General features: G+C 60.2%; 16 protein-coding genes and 1 riboswitch. Of the genes, 12 read left to right on the top strand and 4 right to left on the bottom strand.

The window, feature by feature from the left end:
• Positions 1-177: 177 nt before the first annotated feature.
• A complete protein-coding gene (locus FYJ74_RS07020) occupies positions 178-969 on the bottom strand; it encodes a M15 family metallopeptidase (RefSeq protein ID WP_326830899.1) in 792 nt (263 codons plus the stop codon).
• A 316-nt stretch (positions 970-1,285) separates the two neighbouring features.
• On the opposite strand from FYJ74_RS07020, the gene feoB reads away from it, so the two are divergent.
• A complete protein-coding gene (gene feoB / locus FYJ74_RS07015) occupies positions 1,286-3,643 on the top strand; it encodes a ferrous iron transport protein B (protein ID WP_154528865.1) in 2,358 nt (785 codons plus the stop codon).
• A 292-nt stretch (positions 3,644-3,935) separates the two neighbouring features.
• Entirely contained in the window at positions 3,936-4,562 is a 627-nt protein-coding gene (locus FYJ74_RS07010; RefSeq protein WP_195838841.1) for an SHOCT domain-containing protein, read from the top strand.
• Positions 4,563-5,098: 536 nt separating this feature from the next.
• On the opposite strand, the gene FYJ74_RS07005 is transcribed toward FYJ74_RS07010, so the two are convergent.
• Positions 5,099-6,208, bottom strand: a complete 1,110-nt coding sequence (locus FYJ74_RS07005) for an alanine racemase (RefSeq protein WP_326830898.1) — start codon at positions 6,206-6,208, stop codon at positions 5,099-5,101.
• Between the two features lie 102 nt (positions 6,209-6,310).
• On the opposite strand from FYJ74_RS07005, the gene FYJ74_RS07000 reads away from it, so the two are divergent.
• Positions 6,311-6,610, top strand: coding sequence for a DUF4491 family protein (locus FYJ74_RS07000; RefSeq protein WP_154528863.1), 300 nt, complete (start codon positions 6,311-6,313; stop codon positions 6,608-6,610).
• A 94-nt stretch (positions 6,611-6,704) separates the two neighbouring features.
• Here the strand turns inward: FYJ74_RS07000 and FYJ74_RS06995 are convergent, their stop codons facing one another.
• Both FYJ74_RS06995 and FYJ74_RS06990 read right to left on the bottom strand, forming a co-directional pair.
• On the bottom strand, positions 6,705-8,168 hold the full coding sequence (locus FYJ74_RS06995; RefSeq protein WP_229769395.1) for a sodium-dependent transporter: 1,464 nt from the start codon (positions 8,166-8,168) through the stop codon (positions 6,705-6,707).
• Between the two features lie 373 nt (positions 8,169-8,541).
• On the bottom strand, positions 8,542-9,138 hold the full coding sequence (locus tag FYJ74_RS06990; protein ID WP_154528861.1) for a folate family ECF transporter S component: 597 nt from the start codon (positions 9,136-9,138) through the stop codon (positions 8,542-8,544).
• A 66-nt stretch (positions 9,139-9,204) separates the two neighbouring features.
• A riboswitch (THF riboswitch) is annotated at positions 9,205-9,306 on the bottom strand.
• 144 nt (positions 9,307-9,450) lie between these two features.
• Between FYJ74_RS06990 and FYJ74_RS06985 the strand changes: the two genes are divergently transcribed.
• From FYJ74_RS06985 to FYJ74_RS06945, 9 genes are all read left to right on the top strand, one after another.
• Positions 9,451-10,479 carry an FAD:protein FMN transferase gene (locus FYJ74_RS06985; RefSeq protein ID WP_154528860.1) on the top strand — a complete coding sequence of 343 codons (1,029 nt, stop codon included), beginning with the start codon at positions 9,451-9,453 and terminating at the stop codon, positions 10,477-10,479.
• Complete coding sequence (locus FYJ74_RS06980; protein WP_154528859.1) at positions 10,476-10,835, top strand: NusG domain II-containing protein; 360 nt, start codon at positions 10,476-10,478, stop codon at positions 10,833-10,835. Before FYJ74_RS06985 ends, FYJ74_RS06980 begins: the two co-directional genes overlap by 4 nt.
• Before the next feature lie 9 nt (positions 10,836-10,844).
• A complete protein-coding gene (locus tag FYJ74_RS06975) occupies positions 10,845-11,375 on the top strand; it encodes a Gx transporter family protein (RefSeq protein WP_154528858.1) in 531 nt (176 codons plus the stop codon).
• 37 nt (positions 11,376-11,412) lie between these two features.
• Positions 11,413-12,108 (top strand): DUF4405 domain-containing protein, encoded by a 696-nt coding sequence (locus FYJ74_RS06970; protein WP_154528857.1) that lies wholly within the window; start codon positions 11,413-11,415, stop codon positions 12,106-12,108.
• Positions 12,105-12,398: a DUF4491 family protein gene (locus FYJ74_RS06965; protein ID WP_326830897.1), complete on the top strand. Its 294-nt coding sequence runs from the start codon at positions 12,105-12,107 to the stop codon at positions 12,396-12,398. Before FYJ74_RS06970 ends, FYJ74_RS06965 begins: the two co-directional genes overlap by 4 nt.
• Before the next feature lie 253 nt (positions 12,399-12,651).
• Positions 12,652-13,551, top strand: coding sequence for an NAD(P)-binding domain-containing protein (locus FYJ74_RS06960; RefSeq protein WP_154528856.1), 900 nt, complete (start codon positions 12,652-12,654; stop codon positions 13,549-13,551).
• A 75-nt stretch (positions 13,552-13,626) separates the two neighbouring features.
• Complete coding sequence (locus tag FYJ74_RS06955; protein WP_154528855.1) at positions 13,627-14,595, top strand: Bug family tripartite tricarboxylate transporter substrate binding protein; 969 nt, start codon at positions 13,627-13,629, stop codon at positions 14,593-14,595.
• 72 nt (positions 14,596-14,667) lie between these two features.
• Entirely contained in the window at positions 14,668-15,102 is a 435-nt protein-coding gene (locus FYJ74_RS06950; protein ID WP_154528854.1) for a tripartite tricarboxylate transporter TctB family protein, read from the top strand.
• 15 nt (positions 15,103-15,117) lie between these two features.
• A complete protein-coding gene (locus FYJ74_RS06945; RefSeq protein ID WP_154528853.1) occupies positions 15,118-16,638 on the top strand; it encodes a tripartite tricarboxylate transporter permease in 1,521 nt (506 codons plus the stop codon).
• Positions 16,639-16,675 lie beyond the last annotated feature (37 nt).

Genomic DNA, 16,675 nt, shown 5'->3' with positions numbered 1-16,675 from the left:
AACTACGAACGGATCAACATGAAAAATGGCCTTACTCCGTTTGAAATTCGGAGCAAAGCCAAGTAATTCGAAGCTTTTCTACGACAGGTGCTTTTTTCTTTGTCTATTTACTGGGGAACAGGCCAAATGACGGGCCGTCGGTAGGAATTTCAAAAATTCCCGCACGGCGGCCCGTTTTCATTTTTCGGGGATTTCCTCCGGCACCTTCATGTTTTCATCACGCTCTTCCGCCGGTGCGCCAGCCGCCGCTCTGCCGCGCAGGCTCTCGGCGCTGACGGGGAAGTCGAAGGCAGCCGTCGGATAGGGCTCGTCTTTCAGCGTGAAGTGCCACCACTCGCCGGAAATGGCGCGGAAGCCGCGCTTCGTCATGGCGTCGCGCAGCAGGCGGCGATTGGCTCGCTGCCGTTTCGTCAGCGCCGGCGTGCCGTCGAAGCGCGAGATCTCGTCGAAGAAGTCGAACGGGCTGCCCATGTCGGCGTCGCGGCCGGAGCTCATCTCGAACAGCGTCACGTCGACGGTGCTGCCGCGGCAGTGCGCGGAGCGGGCGCTGACGTAGCCTTTTTTGAAGATCTGGCTCTTGTCCAACGCCGGATAGAACCACTTTTTCATGGAACAGTCTCCGGCGTCCCGCGCCCAGCGCACGAAGTGATCGACGGCGCGCTGGGGGCGGTAAGCGTCGTAGATCTTGAGCCGGTACCCCTGGCGGATCAGATCGTCGCTGACGTTTTTCAGCGCCGCGGCGGCCTCGCGGGTGAGCAGCGCGCAGGGCTGCTCGTAGCCGTCGACGCGGCACCCCACGAAATTGAACGTCGTGGCGTAACGGATCTCTTGAATCACGTCGGGCGCAGCTTCGCCCACCAGCACGAAGCCGGAGGCGTCCAACGACGGTCCGGCGGCGGCCGGACGTTGCGGGGCGAACGCCAGCAGCGCGGCAAAAAGCGCCGCGGCAACGCGTCTTTTTACGTTCACAGTGATCGCCTTCTTTTCTTTGGTGAACGCGCCGTCGCGGCGCGGGATTTTATTATACTCCTGTCCGGAACCGACGCCAGTCACACGCGATCTCATCGAAAAAAGAGAGCGAAGAAATTGATTATCTTTGACTTTCTACGCCGAGGGGGTAAAAATTTCCCCAGTGAAAAAAAAATTTCCTTTTCTTTCGGTTGAAAACCGGCGTCGGTTCCCTTGTAAATCGCCTCCGACATAAATATAATGAACTTCACGTTCAATTCTCAAAAAGATTTGCCATGAGGGGATTTTTCTTTCATCAGGATCAGGAGGGATTTTCATGACCTTGGACGAACTGACCGTCGGTCAGTCGGCGGTCATCGTTTCCGTGGGCGGCGCAGGGGCGCTGCGCCAGCATTTTCTCGACATGGGGGTCATTCCCGGCGCGCGGGTGAGCGTCGCCCAGTTCGCGCCCATGGGCGACCCGATGGAACTGACGATCCACGGCTACGAGCTCACGCTCCGCCTTGCCGACGCGGCGCGGATCCGGATCCGCGAGCTGACCGAAGCGGAACGGAACGGCGGCGGAGCGCCCGCGCTCAGCCGCAAAGAACCGGAACATCCCGGCCTCGGCGAGGGCGGACGCTATCACACCGCGTCCGGCGAACAGCCGCTGCCCGAGGGCGCGACGTTGACGTTTGCGCTGGCCGGCAACCAGAACAGCGGCAAGACGACGCTGTTCAACCGGCTCACGGGGGCCAACCAGCACGTGGGCAATTTTCCCGGCGTCACGGTCGACCGCAAGGACGGCGTGATCAAAGGGCATCCCGGCACGCAGGTCACGGACCTGCCGGGCATTTACTCGCTTTCCCCCTATTCCAGCGAGGAGATCGTCTCGCGCCGCTTTATCCTTGACGAACATCCCGCCGGCATCATCAACATCGTCGACGCCACCAGCATCGAGCGCAGCCTGTATCTGACCATGCAGCTGCTGGAACTGGACGTGCCCATGGTGCTGGCGCTGAACATGATGGACGAGGTGCGTGGCAACGGCGGTTCGATCCGCATCAACGAACTTGAAGAAGAGCTGGCGATCCCCGTTGTGCCGATCTCGGCGTCCAAAGGCGAAGGCATCGGCGAGCTGATCAGCCACGCGATCCACGTGGCAAAATATCGGGAGCGCCCCGGCCGCCGGGATTTCTGCGCCCGCGACGAGGACGGCGGCGCCGTGCACCGCTGCATCCACGGCATCATGCATCTGATCGAAGATCACGCCCGCGATGCGGGCCTCCCCGTGCGTTTCGCCGCCAGCAAGCTGGTCGAAGGCGACCGGCTCGTGCTGGAAGCGCTGCATCTGACGGAGAACGAGAAGGAGATGCTCGAACACATTATCGTGCAGATGGAACGAGAGCGCGGGCTCGACCGCGCCGCCGCCATCGCCGACATGCGCTTTGACTTTATCCGCAAGCTCTGCCGACGCACGGTCGTGAAGCCGCGGCAGAGCAAAGAGCGCGAGCGCAGCCGCCGCATCGACCGCCTTTTGACCGGGCGCTTCACGGCAATCCCCGCTTTCGCCGCCATTATGGGCGTCGTGTTCTGGCTGACGTTCAACGTCGTCGGCGCCTGGCTGCAGGACGCGCTCGACCGCGGCGTCGGCACGCTGACGGAAGCGGTCTCCGCGCTGCTGACGTCGATGAGCGTCAACCCGGCCGTGCATTCGCTGGTGATCGACGGCGTCTTCAGCGGCGTGGGCAGCGTCGTCAGCTTCGTGCCGGTCATCGTCGTGCTGTTTTTCTTCCTGTCCATGCTGGAGGACAGCGGCTACATGGCACGCGTGGCGTTCGTGATGGATCGGCTGCTGCGGCGCATCGGCCTGTCGGGGCGCAGCATCGTGCCGATGCTGATCGGCTTCGGCTGCACCGTGCCGGCCGTCATGGCCTGCCGCACGCTGCCGTCGGAGCGCGACCGGCGCATGACGATCATGCTGACGCCGTTCATGAGCTGCTCGGCCAAGCTGCCGATCTACGGCTTCTTCACGGCGGCGTTCTTTCCCCGGTACAGCGGCCTGATCACGACCGGACTGTACGCGCTCGGCATCGTCATCGCCGTTCTCGTCTCCCTGCTGGGCAAGAACACCGTCTTCAAGGGCGAGGCGGTGCCCTTCGTGCTGGAGCTTCCCAACTACCGCCTGCCGGGGCTGAAAAACGTGATGCGGCTGATGTGGGACAAAGCGAAGGACTTTTTGCAGCGCGCCTTCACGATCATTTTCATGGCCACGATCGTTATCTGGTTCCTGCAAACGTTCGACTTCCATCTGAACGCGGTCGCCGATTCGAAGGACAGCATGCTCGCCACCGTCTCCGGCTTCGTTTCGCCGCTGTTCGCGCCGCTGGGCTTCGGCGACTGGCGCGTGTCCGCGGCGCTGGTGACGGGCTTCATCGCCAAAGAAAGCGTCGTCGCCACGCTGACGGTCACGCTCGGCAGCACGGAGCGTCTGCTGGCGCTGATCTCGCCGCTCTCGGCCGCGGCACTGCTGGCGTTTTGCCTGCTCTACACGCCTTGCGTGGCCGCCGTCGCTGCGATCAAGCGCGAACTGGGCGGACGCTGGGCGTTCGGCATCGTCGTCGGCCAGTGCGTCGTGGCCTGGCTATGCGCGGGCGCCGTCAGGCTGACCGGCCTGCTGCTGGGGTGGGCGTGATGAACGCCGCCAGCTGGCTGACGCTCGGCGCGCTCGCCGCAAGCGTTTATTTCGCCTTGCACGCCTCGCGGCGCAGCTGCGGCGGCTGCTCATTTTGCGCTCCCCATTGCGAAGCTTGCCGCAGCAAAAGCCAGAAAAAACAAGGATGGAGACGCCATGATCCCGGCAGAAATTCACGCGAAGAATGAGAACGCCAAAGATTTACCCGACGTTTGACAAAGAGACATAAATAGTATATATCTTAACGAAACTTGGATACGGACAAAAATTTATTATGAAGGAGGAAACGATTTTGAAGACGCTCAATTGTCCCAACTGCGGCGGAGCATATAATCCTGCAAAATATAGATGCGATTACTGCGGCAGCTATGTTATCCTGTCAAAAGAAAACTATGTGGACCTAAGCGAGATACCGTTTGACCTGGAATCAAAGATCGAGAATAAATATCCTGGAATTTATGTGTTCGGCAGACTGCTGGGCAAGGGAGAGAAACCCATTCTTTTAGGGTCTGCCAATTATTTGACCGGCATTGTCTCGGCGGGGGGAAAGCTGCTTCTTACGAATAAGAGTTTGTCTTTCAGCGCCCATGGATTAAATATCGGCAGGAAAGAAGCAAAAATCGACTTGCGCGATATAACGGATGTACGTATGAGCGCTAATTTTTTGATTTCACAGCATATTATTGTATCTACCTCTAACTCGTCGTATAAGTTCGTCGTGCATCACGGCAAGGAATGGGTTGAGAAAATAAAAGATGCGATAACTCATGCGGAAAAATTCGATGAAAGAGCAGGAAACTCCTGCGCAATGGCGTCAGATTATACCGTCGAGTTACGAAATTTGAAAAAGCTTCTTGATGAAGGAATTATTACTCAGGAAGAGTTCGATATAAAGAAACGGACGATTCTTGAAATATGAGAAAGCTCCCTCTCAGCCATTACGGTTGAAAGGGGCCTTTTTGTCCGACAATATCCAGGCAGAGTGAACGCAGCTAGGCAAAAAATCTCATGAGGAGACCTTCATTGAAGGCATTCATGATGTCGAGTTTTTTAATCGGCTGGCATACGTCTGGATGTTTTCGCCAGGTATCTCCATAACATTCCTCTTGGGGAAATGTGATCGTTCGCGGCAGCCTCGCCGCGCTCCGCCGTGGCCGGCACGGACAACCTGACGGGATTCCCTCAATACTACCGCCTCAAGAACGTGCAGAAACTCCCCTGCGACGGCCTGCTGATCCGCTGGAGCAAATAAACGAATACCTTCCGCAAAAGACGAAAAAGCGTTCGCCGGTTGATGAGTTGAATTTCACCAACCGGCGAACGCTTTCAATGTTCCACGTGGAACATTGTTTCCAAGAAATGGTCTTCGATCCAGCGTCTATCGAACTTCAACGCCTCTTCATTTTTGCCGTCTCCAAAAGACTTTTGCCGAAAAACTCCTTCGCCGCTCCGCTTCTATTGCAGTTTGCCGCGCGCGCTCACGGGGAAATGGTCGATCACCTCGCCGCCGCTGACCAGATAGGCATATTCATACAGATTGCAGACGGGACAAATGTGCACGGGGACGACGCGCACACGGTCGCCGACGCGCACTTTCTCGCGGAACGCCGCGTTGTTGATGATGGCGTGCTCGTCGAAGACTTTGTCGATGTGCACGCCGGGATGTTCGAGCAGCGTGCCGTGTCCCGGCGTGGCACAGACGCCTTCGCTGCGGCGCTGCATGGTCAGCCCTTTGGCACCGACGTCGAGGATGACGCGTTCCGCCGTAGGGCGGCTGATCACCGTCGCCAGTACGGTGGCGGCGCAGCGCGCCAGCGTGCCGATGGCGTGTCCTTGCGAGGCGTCCATGAAGATGAACGTGCCGGGACGCAGCTCGGTGATGCCGCCGAGGATCGGCACTTCGTTCATGAAGGTCGGCGTGGCCCCGTAACTGACGATCTCGCAGGGCATGCCGGCCGCCGCGGCGAGGCGGGCGAAGCGCAGCGTGCGTTCCTGCGCGCCGACGGCGATGCGGATCAGATCCTCGCGGTCTTTGGCGCTATAGCTGTTGCCGTCGTGCGAAAAGATCCCTTTGAACCGCATCGCGGAACACCGGCGGATCGCCGCCAGCAAAGCGGTGAAATCGTTTTCCTCGATGACGCCCGAGCGCCGCTCGCCCACTTCGATCTCGATCAGCACTTCGGCGGGACGGTCGGCGCCGGAAAAAACTTTTTGGATGCCGGGCAGCGCCTCGAGGCTGTCGACGCCGAAGCCGACCTTCACGCCGCGCTGCGCCAGGGCGCGGATGCGCTCCCATTTCTGCACGCCGACGATTTCGTTGGCGATGAAGATGTCGTCCAGCCCTGCGGCGGCCATGGCTTCGGCTTCGCCGACTTTGGCCACGGCGATGCCGCGCGCGCCCATTTCCACCTGCAGGCGCGCCACGGCGGGCATCTTGTGCGTCTTGGCGTGCGGTCGCAGCCTGACGCCGTGGCGGGCGGCGTAGTCGAGCATGAACTGCATGTTGTCCCGCATGATCTCGCGATCGATCAGCAGCGACGGCGTATCGAGTGCGGTGATTTTCACGTTTTTCTCCTCCTTGGGGTGATACAATAATGACGTTTTCGCACGTAATCTACAAAAATTCCGGCGTTTTTCAAGCGCCGAAAATCCACGGAGGTGCGCGACATGGAACTGAACTTGACCGGCCCGGTGCTGGGCGTCGCTTCGCTGTTCATCATGGGAGTCTATTATCCCGTGGTGATTTGGGGCGAATACTGGTTTTCCGAGCGCATCTGGCCGCTGTTTCTGCTCGCCGGCGCGGCGCTGATCGGGACCTCGCTGTTTCTCAGCGGCACGGCCTGTTATCTGACCGCTTTTACGGGCGCGGTCAACCTCTGGGCCATCGCCGAGATCAAGGAACAGACGCGGCGCGTCCGCGACGGCAAATATCCGCGCAATCCTCGCCGCCGCTATGACCGATACTGATTTTCAATTCAAAAGCATCATTGAAAAGGCCGGCATCGCGCACTCCACGCGCGATGCCGGCCCAGTGTGGCTCCGATGTTTTCCGGAAGAGCCTCTAGATGAGCCCGAAGTCCTGCAGCTGAGCCAGAAGCACCACGACGAGGATGACGGGCACGATGAACTTGAAGCAGAGATCCACCAACCACTCAAAGCGGAGCTTCTTCCCCGGCGTAAGAGCCACTTCGTCGGCGATGACCTTCGTGCCCAGAACCCAGCCGAACATGACGCTCATGAGCAGAGAGCCGAGAGGCATCATCACGCCTTCGGAGAGCATGTCGTAGAAGTCAAGCCAGCAGTCGAAGGCCACCGGGATCTTCTTGAGTCCCATCATCACGCCAGGGCTGTTCATCGCCGCGCCGCCGGCTACGTTGCTGCCCAGTCCGTCCAGCGCGACGGGAAGGCTCACGACGAAGAGCACCAACGCGAGGACAATGGTCGTTGCGGCACGCGTGGGAGCCTTCCCCTTGCGGATCTGACGGTCAAGCAAGCAGGCCACGCAGACCTCAAGCAAGGACATCGAGGAGGAGATGGCGGCCAGGAACACCAGGAAATAAAAGAGGAATCCCACAAAGGAACCGCTGAAGCCGCCCATACCGGTCACGAAGACCTCGTGCAGAGACACGAAGAGCAGCGAGGGGCCGCCGGCAGGGGCAAGGCCGAAGGCAAAGCACGCCGGCATAACGACCATGCCGGCCAGGACCGCGATGATGGTGTCGGCCAGCGGGATGATGTACATCTCCCGGGAGAGATCCTGCTCCTTCGACAGGTAGGAACCGTAGGTGATCATGACTCCCATGCCAAGCGACAGCGAGAAGAACATCTGCCCCGCCGCTGTTTTCAGGACCTTGAAAAAGCCGATCTCAGGATCGGAGAATACCGCGAAGTTCGGCTTGAACATGAAATCCAGGCCCTTCTCGGCGCCTGGGAAAGTGTAGACGTAAACGGCCAGCCCGGCGAGGATGATGGCAAGGGCGGGGATGGCGTACTTGTTGAAGCGCTCGATGCCGCTTTCAACGCCGCTCATGACGATCACGATGTTGAGAAGCTCGAAGATCGCCAGATAGAGGAGCATGTCGGAGCCGTTGCAGATGAACTCTCCAAAGTAAGCGCCGCTCTTGATGTTCGCGAAATTTGCGCCCCCCGAGAACATCGATTCGACGAAAGCGACCATGTACTTCAAGACCATGCCGCCCAAGACGTTGTAAAAAGCGAGAATGATAAACGGCGAAGCCACGCCCAGATATCCCACCCAGGCGAACTTCTTCGAGACAGCCTGATAGGCTTCCACGGCGCCCTTACCGGTCTTGCGCCCCAGGGCCAACTCTCCAAGCATAATGACAACGCCGACCAACAGAACCACCGCCAGGTACACGACCAGGAACGCCCCGCCGCCGCTTTTTCCCATCTTATAGGGGAATCCCCAGAGATTGCCCAAGCCTACGGCAGAACCGATCGCCGCCATCAAGAAGCCGAACTTGGACCTCCACTGCCCTCTTGCAACATCCTTTTCACGTGTCATTTTTCTCATCTCCCTTTTAAGAAATTATGGATGCCCTTTTTAACGGACAAATCCTATCATATTATACAAACTGAACATAAAAAGGCCAACCATCTCCTTTTAATTGTATTCAGAATAAAATACTTTAATTAATTATATTTTACATCAATAGTATCTCCACGTAAAACAAAAACGATTCTCTCCCTAAGAGTAAACCGGGAAGCGAGGCCAAACATCAGATTGCTCTACCTCAAATTCATATTTTGAATTAAAACAGCTGTTTATGAATCTCCCTCGCGGCCCCCAGCAGACTATGCTGATGCTCTCTACCAAGAATCAATATGATAAGCTCCCCCAAAAAATCAGGCCGGCCCCGCAGGGTCGGCCTGATTTCTTATTTGCGCTCCGAGAAGCGGCCGCCGAAAAGCGGCAGGATCGTGCGCTCGACGGTTTTCAGCAGCAGATAGGTGACCAGCACGTCGCCGGGCAGGCGGATTAGGTTGGTCATGGCGCGCGCGGGGAAAATGGCCCACACGGCTTTTTTGTAGAGGATCACGAGCCACAGCGTGTTGCAGCCGAGGTTGACGATCAGCTTGACGAGCAGATGGGCGACGAACACGCGCGCCACCGAGAGCGGACGGCGGTACAGCACCGTGCCGTAGATCACGCCGGCCAGCACGGCGCTGAGCGTGAAGCCGGGGAAATACACGCCGTCGGGCCGAAGCATGAACTTGATCACTTCGAGCGCGCCGGAGAACAGCGCTCCTGCGGCAGGGCCGAAAAGATAATCCACCACTTGGTTGGGTATGCCGGACAGGCCGATCTTCACATAAGGCCCCAGGTTGACCGTCGCCACGGCGCTGAGGATCATGGCCAGCGCGCACATGACGCCGCAGAACGCCACCACGCGGATGGAGCGGAACTCGCGCAGCGAACCGAGCCAACGGTTTTCGCCCGCGCCCAACGAACGCGGATTGCCTGATGTCATCATACAAAAACGCCTCCTTCGCAGTAATTTCCTCTTACTACATAAGGAGGCGGGACTCGCCCGATATGCAGCAGCGGGATGCAAAACCCGACACCGCAAGCCCGGAGGCTTTTCGTCCGGCTGTCAACTCCCCGTTCAGCCGGCACTTGACGCATCGGTTTTTACTCTGCTTTGAGATGCTTCTATTATAATCGCCGTTTCGGGCAATGCAAGCCCCTTTTCGGGAAACGGCCGGCGTGCTACCATATCCACGGGAGAAAATCGTCAGTTCCGGCCTTTCACGGGCGAGAACTGGCGGAAAAAGGCGGAAACGTCATGAAAAAAGTTCTCAGTTTTGCGGCCGTCGCCCTGCTGGCGCTGGGGGGCTGGTACGGCTGGAATCAATTCGCAAAGACTCGAAAACACAGCGTGAGCTTCTACGCCATGGACACGCCGGTCACGCTGACGGCGTACGGGTCTCGCGCCGAAGAAGCGCTGGACCGCGCCCGCTCGCGCATCAAGCAGATCGAAAGCGAGCTGTCCGTCACCGACCCGCGCAGCGACGTCGGCCGCCTCAACGCCGCCGGCGGCGCGCCGGTTGAAGTCGGCGAAGACACAGCCGCGCTGACGGCCTTCGCGCTGCGCGTGAACGCTCTGACGGACGGCGCGTTCGACCCCACGCTCTACCCCGCGCTGCGCGCCTGGGGCTTCACGACGGAAGAACGCCGCGTGCCCGAAGCCGCCGAATTGGCGGAACTGCTCAAGCTCGCCGGCGCGGATCGCGTCCGCCTCTTCGGACGAACGCTGCGCCTCGACGAAGGCAGCATGCTCGACCTCGGCGCCGTCGGCAAAGGATTCGCCGGCGACGAAGCGCTCGCCGCCATGGCCGCCGCGGGCGTTGAATCGGCGCTGGTCAACTTGGGCGGCAACGTGCAGACGCTGGGACTCCGCCCCGACGGCCAAAGATGGCGCATCGGCGTCAAGTCGCCCGACGGCGGTCTGATCGGCGTGCTGCGCGTTGAAGCGGAAGCCGTCGTCACCTCAGGCGGCTACGAACGCTTCTTCACCGGCCCCGACGGCCGCATCTACTGGCACATCCTCGATCCACGCACAGGCGCTCCGGCGCGCAGCGGCGTGATCTCCGCCACGGCCGTCGGCCCCGAAGGAAAAGTCTGCGACGCGATGTCCACGGCGTTCTTCGTCATGGGTGCGGAAAAAACCGCCGCGTTCTGGAAGGAACACGGCAGCCCCGGCTTCGTTCTGCTCACCGAGAACGGCGAACTGTGGATCAGCGAAGACCTGGCCGCGCGCTTCGAAGCCGACCCCGCTTACGCCGGCGCGAAAGTGACGGTAGTACGGCGATGAAAAAATTCGTCCTCGCCGCCCTGCTGCTTTTGATCGGCTGGTGCCTGTGGCGCTGGTTCGCGCCGCACGGGCAGATCGTCGAGATCGTCCAGCGCAGCAGAGTGATCGCCCGTCTCGATCTGAGCCGCGAAACGGGCTCGCGCACCATCGACATCCGCTCCCCCGGCGGCGGCTACAACCGCCTGCTCGTCGAACGGGGGCGTGTCAGAGTCCTGAGCGCCAACTGTCCGGGGCAGGACTGCGTGAGAATGGGCTGGCTGCGCTCGGCCTCGCTGCCGCTGATCTGCCTGCCGCACGGCCTGACGGTGCGCTACGCGCCGCGCAGCGAGGGCGACCTGGACAGCCTGTCGCAATAGGAGGGAAATATGAACACGAAAAACTTCACCCGTCTGGCGCTGCTCACGGCGCTGTCGCTGATCCTCTTCGCGGCCGAAATGGCCCTGCCTGCGCCCATTCCCGTGCCCGGAGCAAAACTGGGGCTGGCCAACGTCGTCACCGTCTGGGCGCTCTACCACTGCACCGCCAAAGAAACGCTGCTGGTGCTGCTGGCCCGCATTCTGCTCGGCGCGCTGCTCAGCGGCAACGCCGGTGCGCTGATCTTCAGCCTGTCGGGCGGGCTGCTCTGTTTGGCCGGCACGCTGCCGCTGCGACGCGTCATCCCGGAACGCCGCCTGTGGCTGTGCAGCGCTGCCGGCGGGGCGCTGCACAACGTCGGGCAGCTGGCGGCCGCTATTGCCGTGACGAAAACCGCGGGGCTGCTCTCTTACCTGCCGTTTCTGTTGGTCAGCGGCATCGTCTGCGGTTCGCTGACGGGGCAGATCGCCCAGCAGACCTCTGCGCGGCTGCGCTATTACCGCACGCGCGACCGCGACGATCTGCCGGCGCAGAATCTTTGACCGCAGGTCTTCTGATCCATAAGGAGGAGAAAATTTCATGAACGCCAACGCGCTTACGCGCCTCGCCGTGGATTTCGCAATGACGGCGCTGATGGTCGCGCTGATGGCCTATCAAGTCGTCGGCGGCGTCGCTCACGAGATTCTCGGCACCCTTGTCGGCGTGCTCTTCATCGTTCACGCGGTCCTGAATCGGCACTGGTTCGCGCATTTTTTCAGCGGACGCGCCACATCGATGCGCGTGCTGCAAAACTTCGTGATCTTGCTGGTGCTGCTCGACGCCGTGACGATCATGGTGACGGGCGTGATGATTTCGGGCACGGTTTTCGCCTTTCTCGACATCACCCGCGGCGTCGGCGTCGCCCGCTCGCTGCATCTGGCCGCGTCCTACTGGGGCATGGTGCTCATGAGCGTCCACATCGGCCTGCACTGGAGCATGGTCATGGGCATGACGCGCGCCGTCTTCGGGGTCAAGGGGCACCGCGGCGCGGCCGCCTGGCTGTCTCGGCTCACGGCGGCGGCGCTGGCCGTCTGCGGGGCGCGCGCCTTCGGGCGCGTGGACGCGTGGGGATTTCTGACGCTGCGCAGCCAGTTCGCCTTCTTCGACGAAACGCAGAGCGATCTCGCGGTACTGTTCAGCTATTTCTCCATCATGGCGCTGTTCATTTTCCTTTCCCATTACGCGGGCAAGGGGCTGCAGGCGTTTCCAACGTCGCGAAAGGATGCCGCGCGGTGAATCTGAACTATGAGGGAATCGTTCTCGCCGCCGCTTCTCTGCTGATCATCGCCGTCTATCATCCGCTCGTGATCAAGGCGGAATATTGGTTCGGGACGCGCGTCTGGCCGTTATTCGCCGCCGCCGGGCTAATCTGCCTGTTCGTTTCCGCCTGCCTGCGCGGCGTCGCTTCGCCCATCCTCGCCTTTCTCGGCGCCACCAACTTGTGGAGCGTCGTCGAGTTGCAAGCTCAGGCCAAGCGCGTCAGAAAAGGCTGGTTCCCCCAAAATCCGCGGCGGAAATACGAATGAAAAACATGACTCTCGCACGAAAAAAGCGGGACGGCACGCTGAGATCGTCTCCAGCGCGTCGTTCCGCTTCTCTTTTTTGATGCTCTTTTAATTTTATTCCGCCTGGCGGTACGGGTAACGGCGGCTTCGAATGTATACTGTATATTAATCGATGAGAGAGCATTCTTTTGATTGACAAGACTATAATCCGCTGATAATATAATTTCAGTTGTTAAATATTATCTTTTCAAATATAGGAAAGAAGGACGACGTGATGAGCGTAAAACTTGGCTACATCGGTTTCGGCGAAGCAGCCTACCACATGGGCAAGGGGCTGAAAAGCGAAGGGGTCGGGGATATTCGCGCCTTTGACGTGGCGCTCGACATGGGCGGCGCGTACAAGGACACGGTGCTCAAGCGCTGCGCCGACGCCGGCGTCGCGGTGGCGGCGTCGGCCGCAGAGGTCGTGAAGAGTTGCGACATCGTCGTCATCTGCGTGCCGGCGCGCTTCACCGCTTCCACGGCCGAGGGGCTGCTGCCTTTCGCGAAGGAAGGCCAGCTGTTCGTCGACGTGACCACGGCGCTGCCCCACGTCAAAGAAAAGGAAGCGGCTCTGTTCGCCGAGAAAAAAGCGCAGTACGTGGACTCGGCCATGCTCGGCTCGCTGGTCGTCTCCGCTCACAAGGTGCCGATGCTCGCCTCCGGCGACGGCGCGGAACGCTGGAAAGAGGCGATGACGCCCTACGGCATGAAGATCGCGTTGGTCGGCGCCGGCTCGAAAGCCGGCGAAGCCTCGCGCATCAAACTGGTGCGCAGCGTTTTCATGAAAGGCCTCGAAGCGCTGGTTGTAGAAACGTTCCTGTTCGCCCGCAAATGCGGCGTCGAGGAGCGCATCATGGACTCCGTCGCCGGCACGATGGACAAAGAGTCGTTCAAGGACATTGCCCGGCGGATGGCCGGCGCCGACCTGATTCACTCGGAACGCCGTTCCTTTGAAGTGGGCGAGTCCATGGAACTGATGAAAGAAGTCGGCGTCGAGCCCTTGGTCGCCGCCGGCGCCAAGGAACGCCTGGCCCGTTCGGCAGCGCTTGGCATGAACACGGAACTGAGCGGCGTAGCGCCTCAAACCATGGAAGCGATCTATTCCATTTGGGAGAAGAAGAGCTACAAATAATTTCCGGCTTTGGGCGGACGCGGGCTATAATCCCGATCCGCTTTAAAATCTGAAACCGAAAGGAAGGCTCACGTAATGAAAATGAATCGTCGCATTTTGGCTTTACTTGTCGCAACAGCAGCATTTCTGCTCCCCGCGTGCGGTTTCGCCGCCGACTATCCCAACAAGCCCGTCAAGATCATCGTTCCCTTTGCCGCCGGCGGCGCCGCCGACATGACCACCCGTCTGGCGGCGAAGGTCGCCGAAAAATACCTCGGCCAGCCCATGGCGGTCGAAAACCGTCCCGGAGGCGGCGGCGTCACCGGTTACGCCGAAGTCGCCAAATCCCGGCCCGACGGTTATACGCTCAGCGAAGTAGGGCCCAGCGTCGTCATCGCGCCCCTGACCAAGAAGACCAATTTCACGATCGATTCCTTTACGCCCATCGTCAACATGGTGTACGAACCGGAGACGATCGCCTGCCTGAGCGAGCGCTTCAAAACCTGGGAAGAGCTTGTCGCCTTCTCGCAGGCCAACCCCGGCGGCGTCAAGATCAGCGTCTCCGGCGCCATGGCCAGCGACCACCTCGCCGTGCTCCGCGTACTCAAGAAGAGCGGACTGAAGTGGATCTGCGTGCCCACCAACGGCAGTTCCCAGGCTATTACGGCCATGTTGGGCGGCCACGTCGACCTGACGATCGTCTCGCCTTCCGAGCTTTCCGAGCAGGTGCGCAGCGGTCAGGTCGCCTATCTGCTGACGCTGGCTCCCAAGCGTCTCGAGGAGTATCCCGAACTGCCCATCGCCGCCGAAAAGGGCATCGACGTGGTGGACGGCCCCTGGCGCGGTCTTGTCGCTCCCAAGGGAACGCCCGAAGAAGTGGTGGCCGCGATCGAAGCGGCTTTCCTGAAAGCGTTTGCCGATCCTGAATTCGTCGAAGCCTACGGCAAGGCCGGCCTGCCCGCCAGCATGTGGATGAACCGCGCCGACTTCACGGCGCTGGTCGATCAGCAGAAGGTGGATATCGCCGAAGTGATCGCCGAGACCGGCGTGAAGACGAACAAGTAGCTTTTCGACCGATGAAGAGGGTTCCTCGTTTCCGCAGGGCCCTCTTTTTTCACAACGAAGGAGGAAAATCCCGTGTTTCTTGTCAAAACTCTTTCCCTCGAGGTCGTCTTCGTCGTGTTCTTCCTGTGGCGTTCTTTGTACGAACCCGTCGAGGTGCGCGCTTACCCTCAGGCGCTGCTGATCCTGATGGGGCTGTGCGCCTTGACCTCGCTGTATTACGCCTGGAAGATCCGTAACACGTCGCAGGGCTCCGCCGACGAGATCCGTTTCAACAAGTACTTTTCCATCGGTTCGTTCTTCTGCTATCTGTTGTCGTTCCACGCTCTCGGCTTCATCGCGGCGACGTTTCTTTTCTATAGCATCTGGATGGCGGTGATCGACCGCAGACTGAGGATCGGCCACGTCCTCATCGCGGCGGTCTTTGCCGGATTGCTGTACTACGTGTTCCACAACGTTCTCGGGGTCCTGCTGCCGGCCGGACTGCTGGCAAACGTTCTGCCCGATTAGGAAGGAGCGACGCACATGTTAGATTGGCTCGAAGCTTTGAAACTCGCCCTGGTCCCCAGCGTGCTGCTCTCGAACTTTATCGGCACGGCGGTCGGCATCGTGATCGGCGCGCTGCCCGGCCTGACCTCGACGATGGGCGTGGCGCTGGCGGTGCCTCTCACTTACGGCATGGCGCCCGCCTCGGGATTCGCCATGCTCTGCGGCATTTACTGCGGCTCCGTCTACGGCGGCGCCATCACGGCCATCCTCATCAACACGCCGGGCACGCCCGCCGGAGCGGCGACGACGCTGGACGGCTATCCGATGGCGCAGAAGGGGCGCGCCGTGGAGGCTCTTGGCATCGCGGTGATCAGTTCGTTCATCGGCGGTCTGTTCAGCGTCGTGGTGCTGAGCTTCTGCGCGCCGGCGCTGGCCAAGGTGGCGCTGTCCTTCGGTCCGGCCGAGTACTTCGCGGTGATGGTTTTCGGCATCACGATCATCTCCAGCATCTCGGGCAAGTCCATGTCGCGCGGGCTTTTCGCCGGGCTGCTGGGGATGTTCCTCGGCACCTTCGGCACTGATCCGCTGACGGGCTATCCGCGTTTCGCCGACGGCATTCCCGGCCTGTACGGCGGCATCGAGATCGTACCCTGCCTGATCGGTCTGTTCTCGTTCCCGCAGGCGATCGACATGGTGGTCAAAAAGGTCAAAGAGTCGAGCATGAACGCACTGACGGGCAAGGTGCCGCCGCTGCGCGAGTTTGCCAAACGCTGGGGAAATCTGCTGCGTTCGTCGGTGATCGGCACGTTCGTCGGCATCCTTCCCGGCGCCGGGACGAGCATCGCCACGTTCATCTCCTACAACGAAGCGATGCGCTTTTCCAAGCATAAGGAGGAGTTCGGCACGGGCTGCATGGACGGCGTCGTCGCCACGGAAACTTCGAACAACGCCGTCGTCGGCGGTTCGCTGGTGCCGCTGCTGACGCTGGGAATCCCCGGCAACGCGGTGTCGGCCATCTTTCTGGGCGCTCTGACGATCCAGGGGCTGAAGCCCGGACCGTTCCTGTTCCAAGAACAGGCGCCGCTGATTTACAGCTTGTTCCTCAGCCTCGGCATCGCCCACTTTTTCTTCCTCGCCATCGGCCTCGGCGGCGTGAGAATTTTTCCCAGGATCCTGAAGATTTCGCCCACGGTGCTCTCCGGCGGCATCCTCATTCTCGGCACGGTGGGAGCGTACGCGCTGCGCAACGAGCCTTTCGACATCTGGGTCGTGCTGGCGTTCGGCCTGCTGGGGTATTTCCTGAAAACGATCAAGACGCCTACGGCACCAGTCGTGCTGGGCTTCATCCTCGGACCGATGATCGAAGCCAACTTCGAACAAGCCATGCTGATCGGCGACGGCAAATGGTCGTTCTTTTTCGGCAAGCCGATTTCCTGCGTTTTTCTGATCCTCGCCGCCGTTTCCTTCACGACGCCCTTTATCTTCCGCTGGCGCAAAATCCGTAGTGTCTCCGCCCTGGTCGAAGAAGAGAGCCGTACCGAGGAAGAGGAACTGTAAACATTTTTCGACAGCGTTTTCCCACTTAAAAAATCTG

Source organism: Pyramidobacter porci, assembly GCF_009695745.1.
GTDB classification, from domain to species: domain Bacteria; phylum Synergistota; class Synergistia; order Synergistales; family Dethiosulfovibrionaceae; genus Pyramidobacter; species Pyramidobacter porci.
Note: the sequence above shows the minus strand (reverse complement) of the source record. Positions and strands in the feature narration are given on the sequence as shown.

Bases quoted from the DNA above. Each gene is read 5' to 3' on its own strand.
- FYJ74_RS06970 (WP_154528857.1), top strand. From the start codon at position 11,413: ATGAACGCCAACGCGCTTACGCGCCTCGCCGTGGATTTCGCAATGACG.
- FYJ74_RS06975 (WP_154528858.1), top strand. From the start codon at position 10,845: ATGAACACGAAAAACTTCACCCGTCTGGCGCTGCTCACGGCGCTGTCG.
- FYJ74_RS06995 (WP_229769395.1), bottom strand. From the start codon at position 8,168: ATGACACGTGAAAAGGATGTTGCAAGAGGGCAGTGGAGGTCCAAGTTC.
- FYJ74_RS06960 (WP_154528856.1), top strand. From the start codon at position 12,652: ATGAGCGTAAAACTTGGCTACATCGGTTTCGGCGAAGCAGCCTACCAC.
- FYJ74_RS06985 (WP_154528860.1), top strand. From the start codon at position 9,451: ATGAAAAAAGTTCTCAGTTTTGCGGCCGTCGCCCTGCTGGCGCTGGGG.
- FYJ74_RS07000 (WP_154528863.1), top strand. From the start codon at position 6,311: ATGGAACTGAACTTGACCGGCCCGGTGCTGGGCGTCGCTTCGCTGTTC.
- feoB (WP_154528865.1), top strand. From the start codon at position 1,286: ATGACCTTGGACGAACTGACCGTCGGTCAGTCGGCGGTCATCGTTTCC.
- FYJ74_RS06955 (WP_154528855.1), top strand. From the start codon at position 13,627: ATGAAAATGAATCGTCGCATTTTGGCTTTACTTGTCGCAACAGCAGCA.
- FYJ74_RS06980 (WP_154528859.1), top strand. From the start codon at position 10,476: ATGAAAAAATTCGTCCTCGCCGCCCTGCTGCTTTTGATCGGCTGGTGC.
- FYJ74_RS06945 (WP_154528853.1), top strand. From the start codon at position 15,118: ATGTTAGATTGGCTCGAAGCTTTGAAACTCGCCCTGGTCCCCAGCGTG.
- FYJ74_RS06990 (WP_154528861.1), bottom strand. From the start codon at position 9,138: ATGATGACATCAGGCAATCCGCGTTCGTTGGGCGCGGGCGAAAACCGT.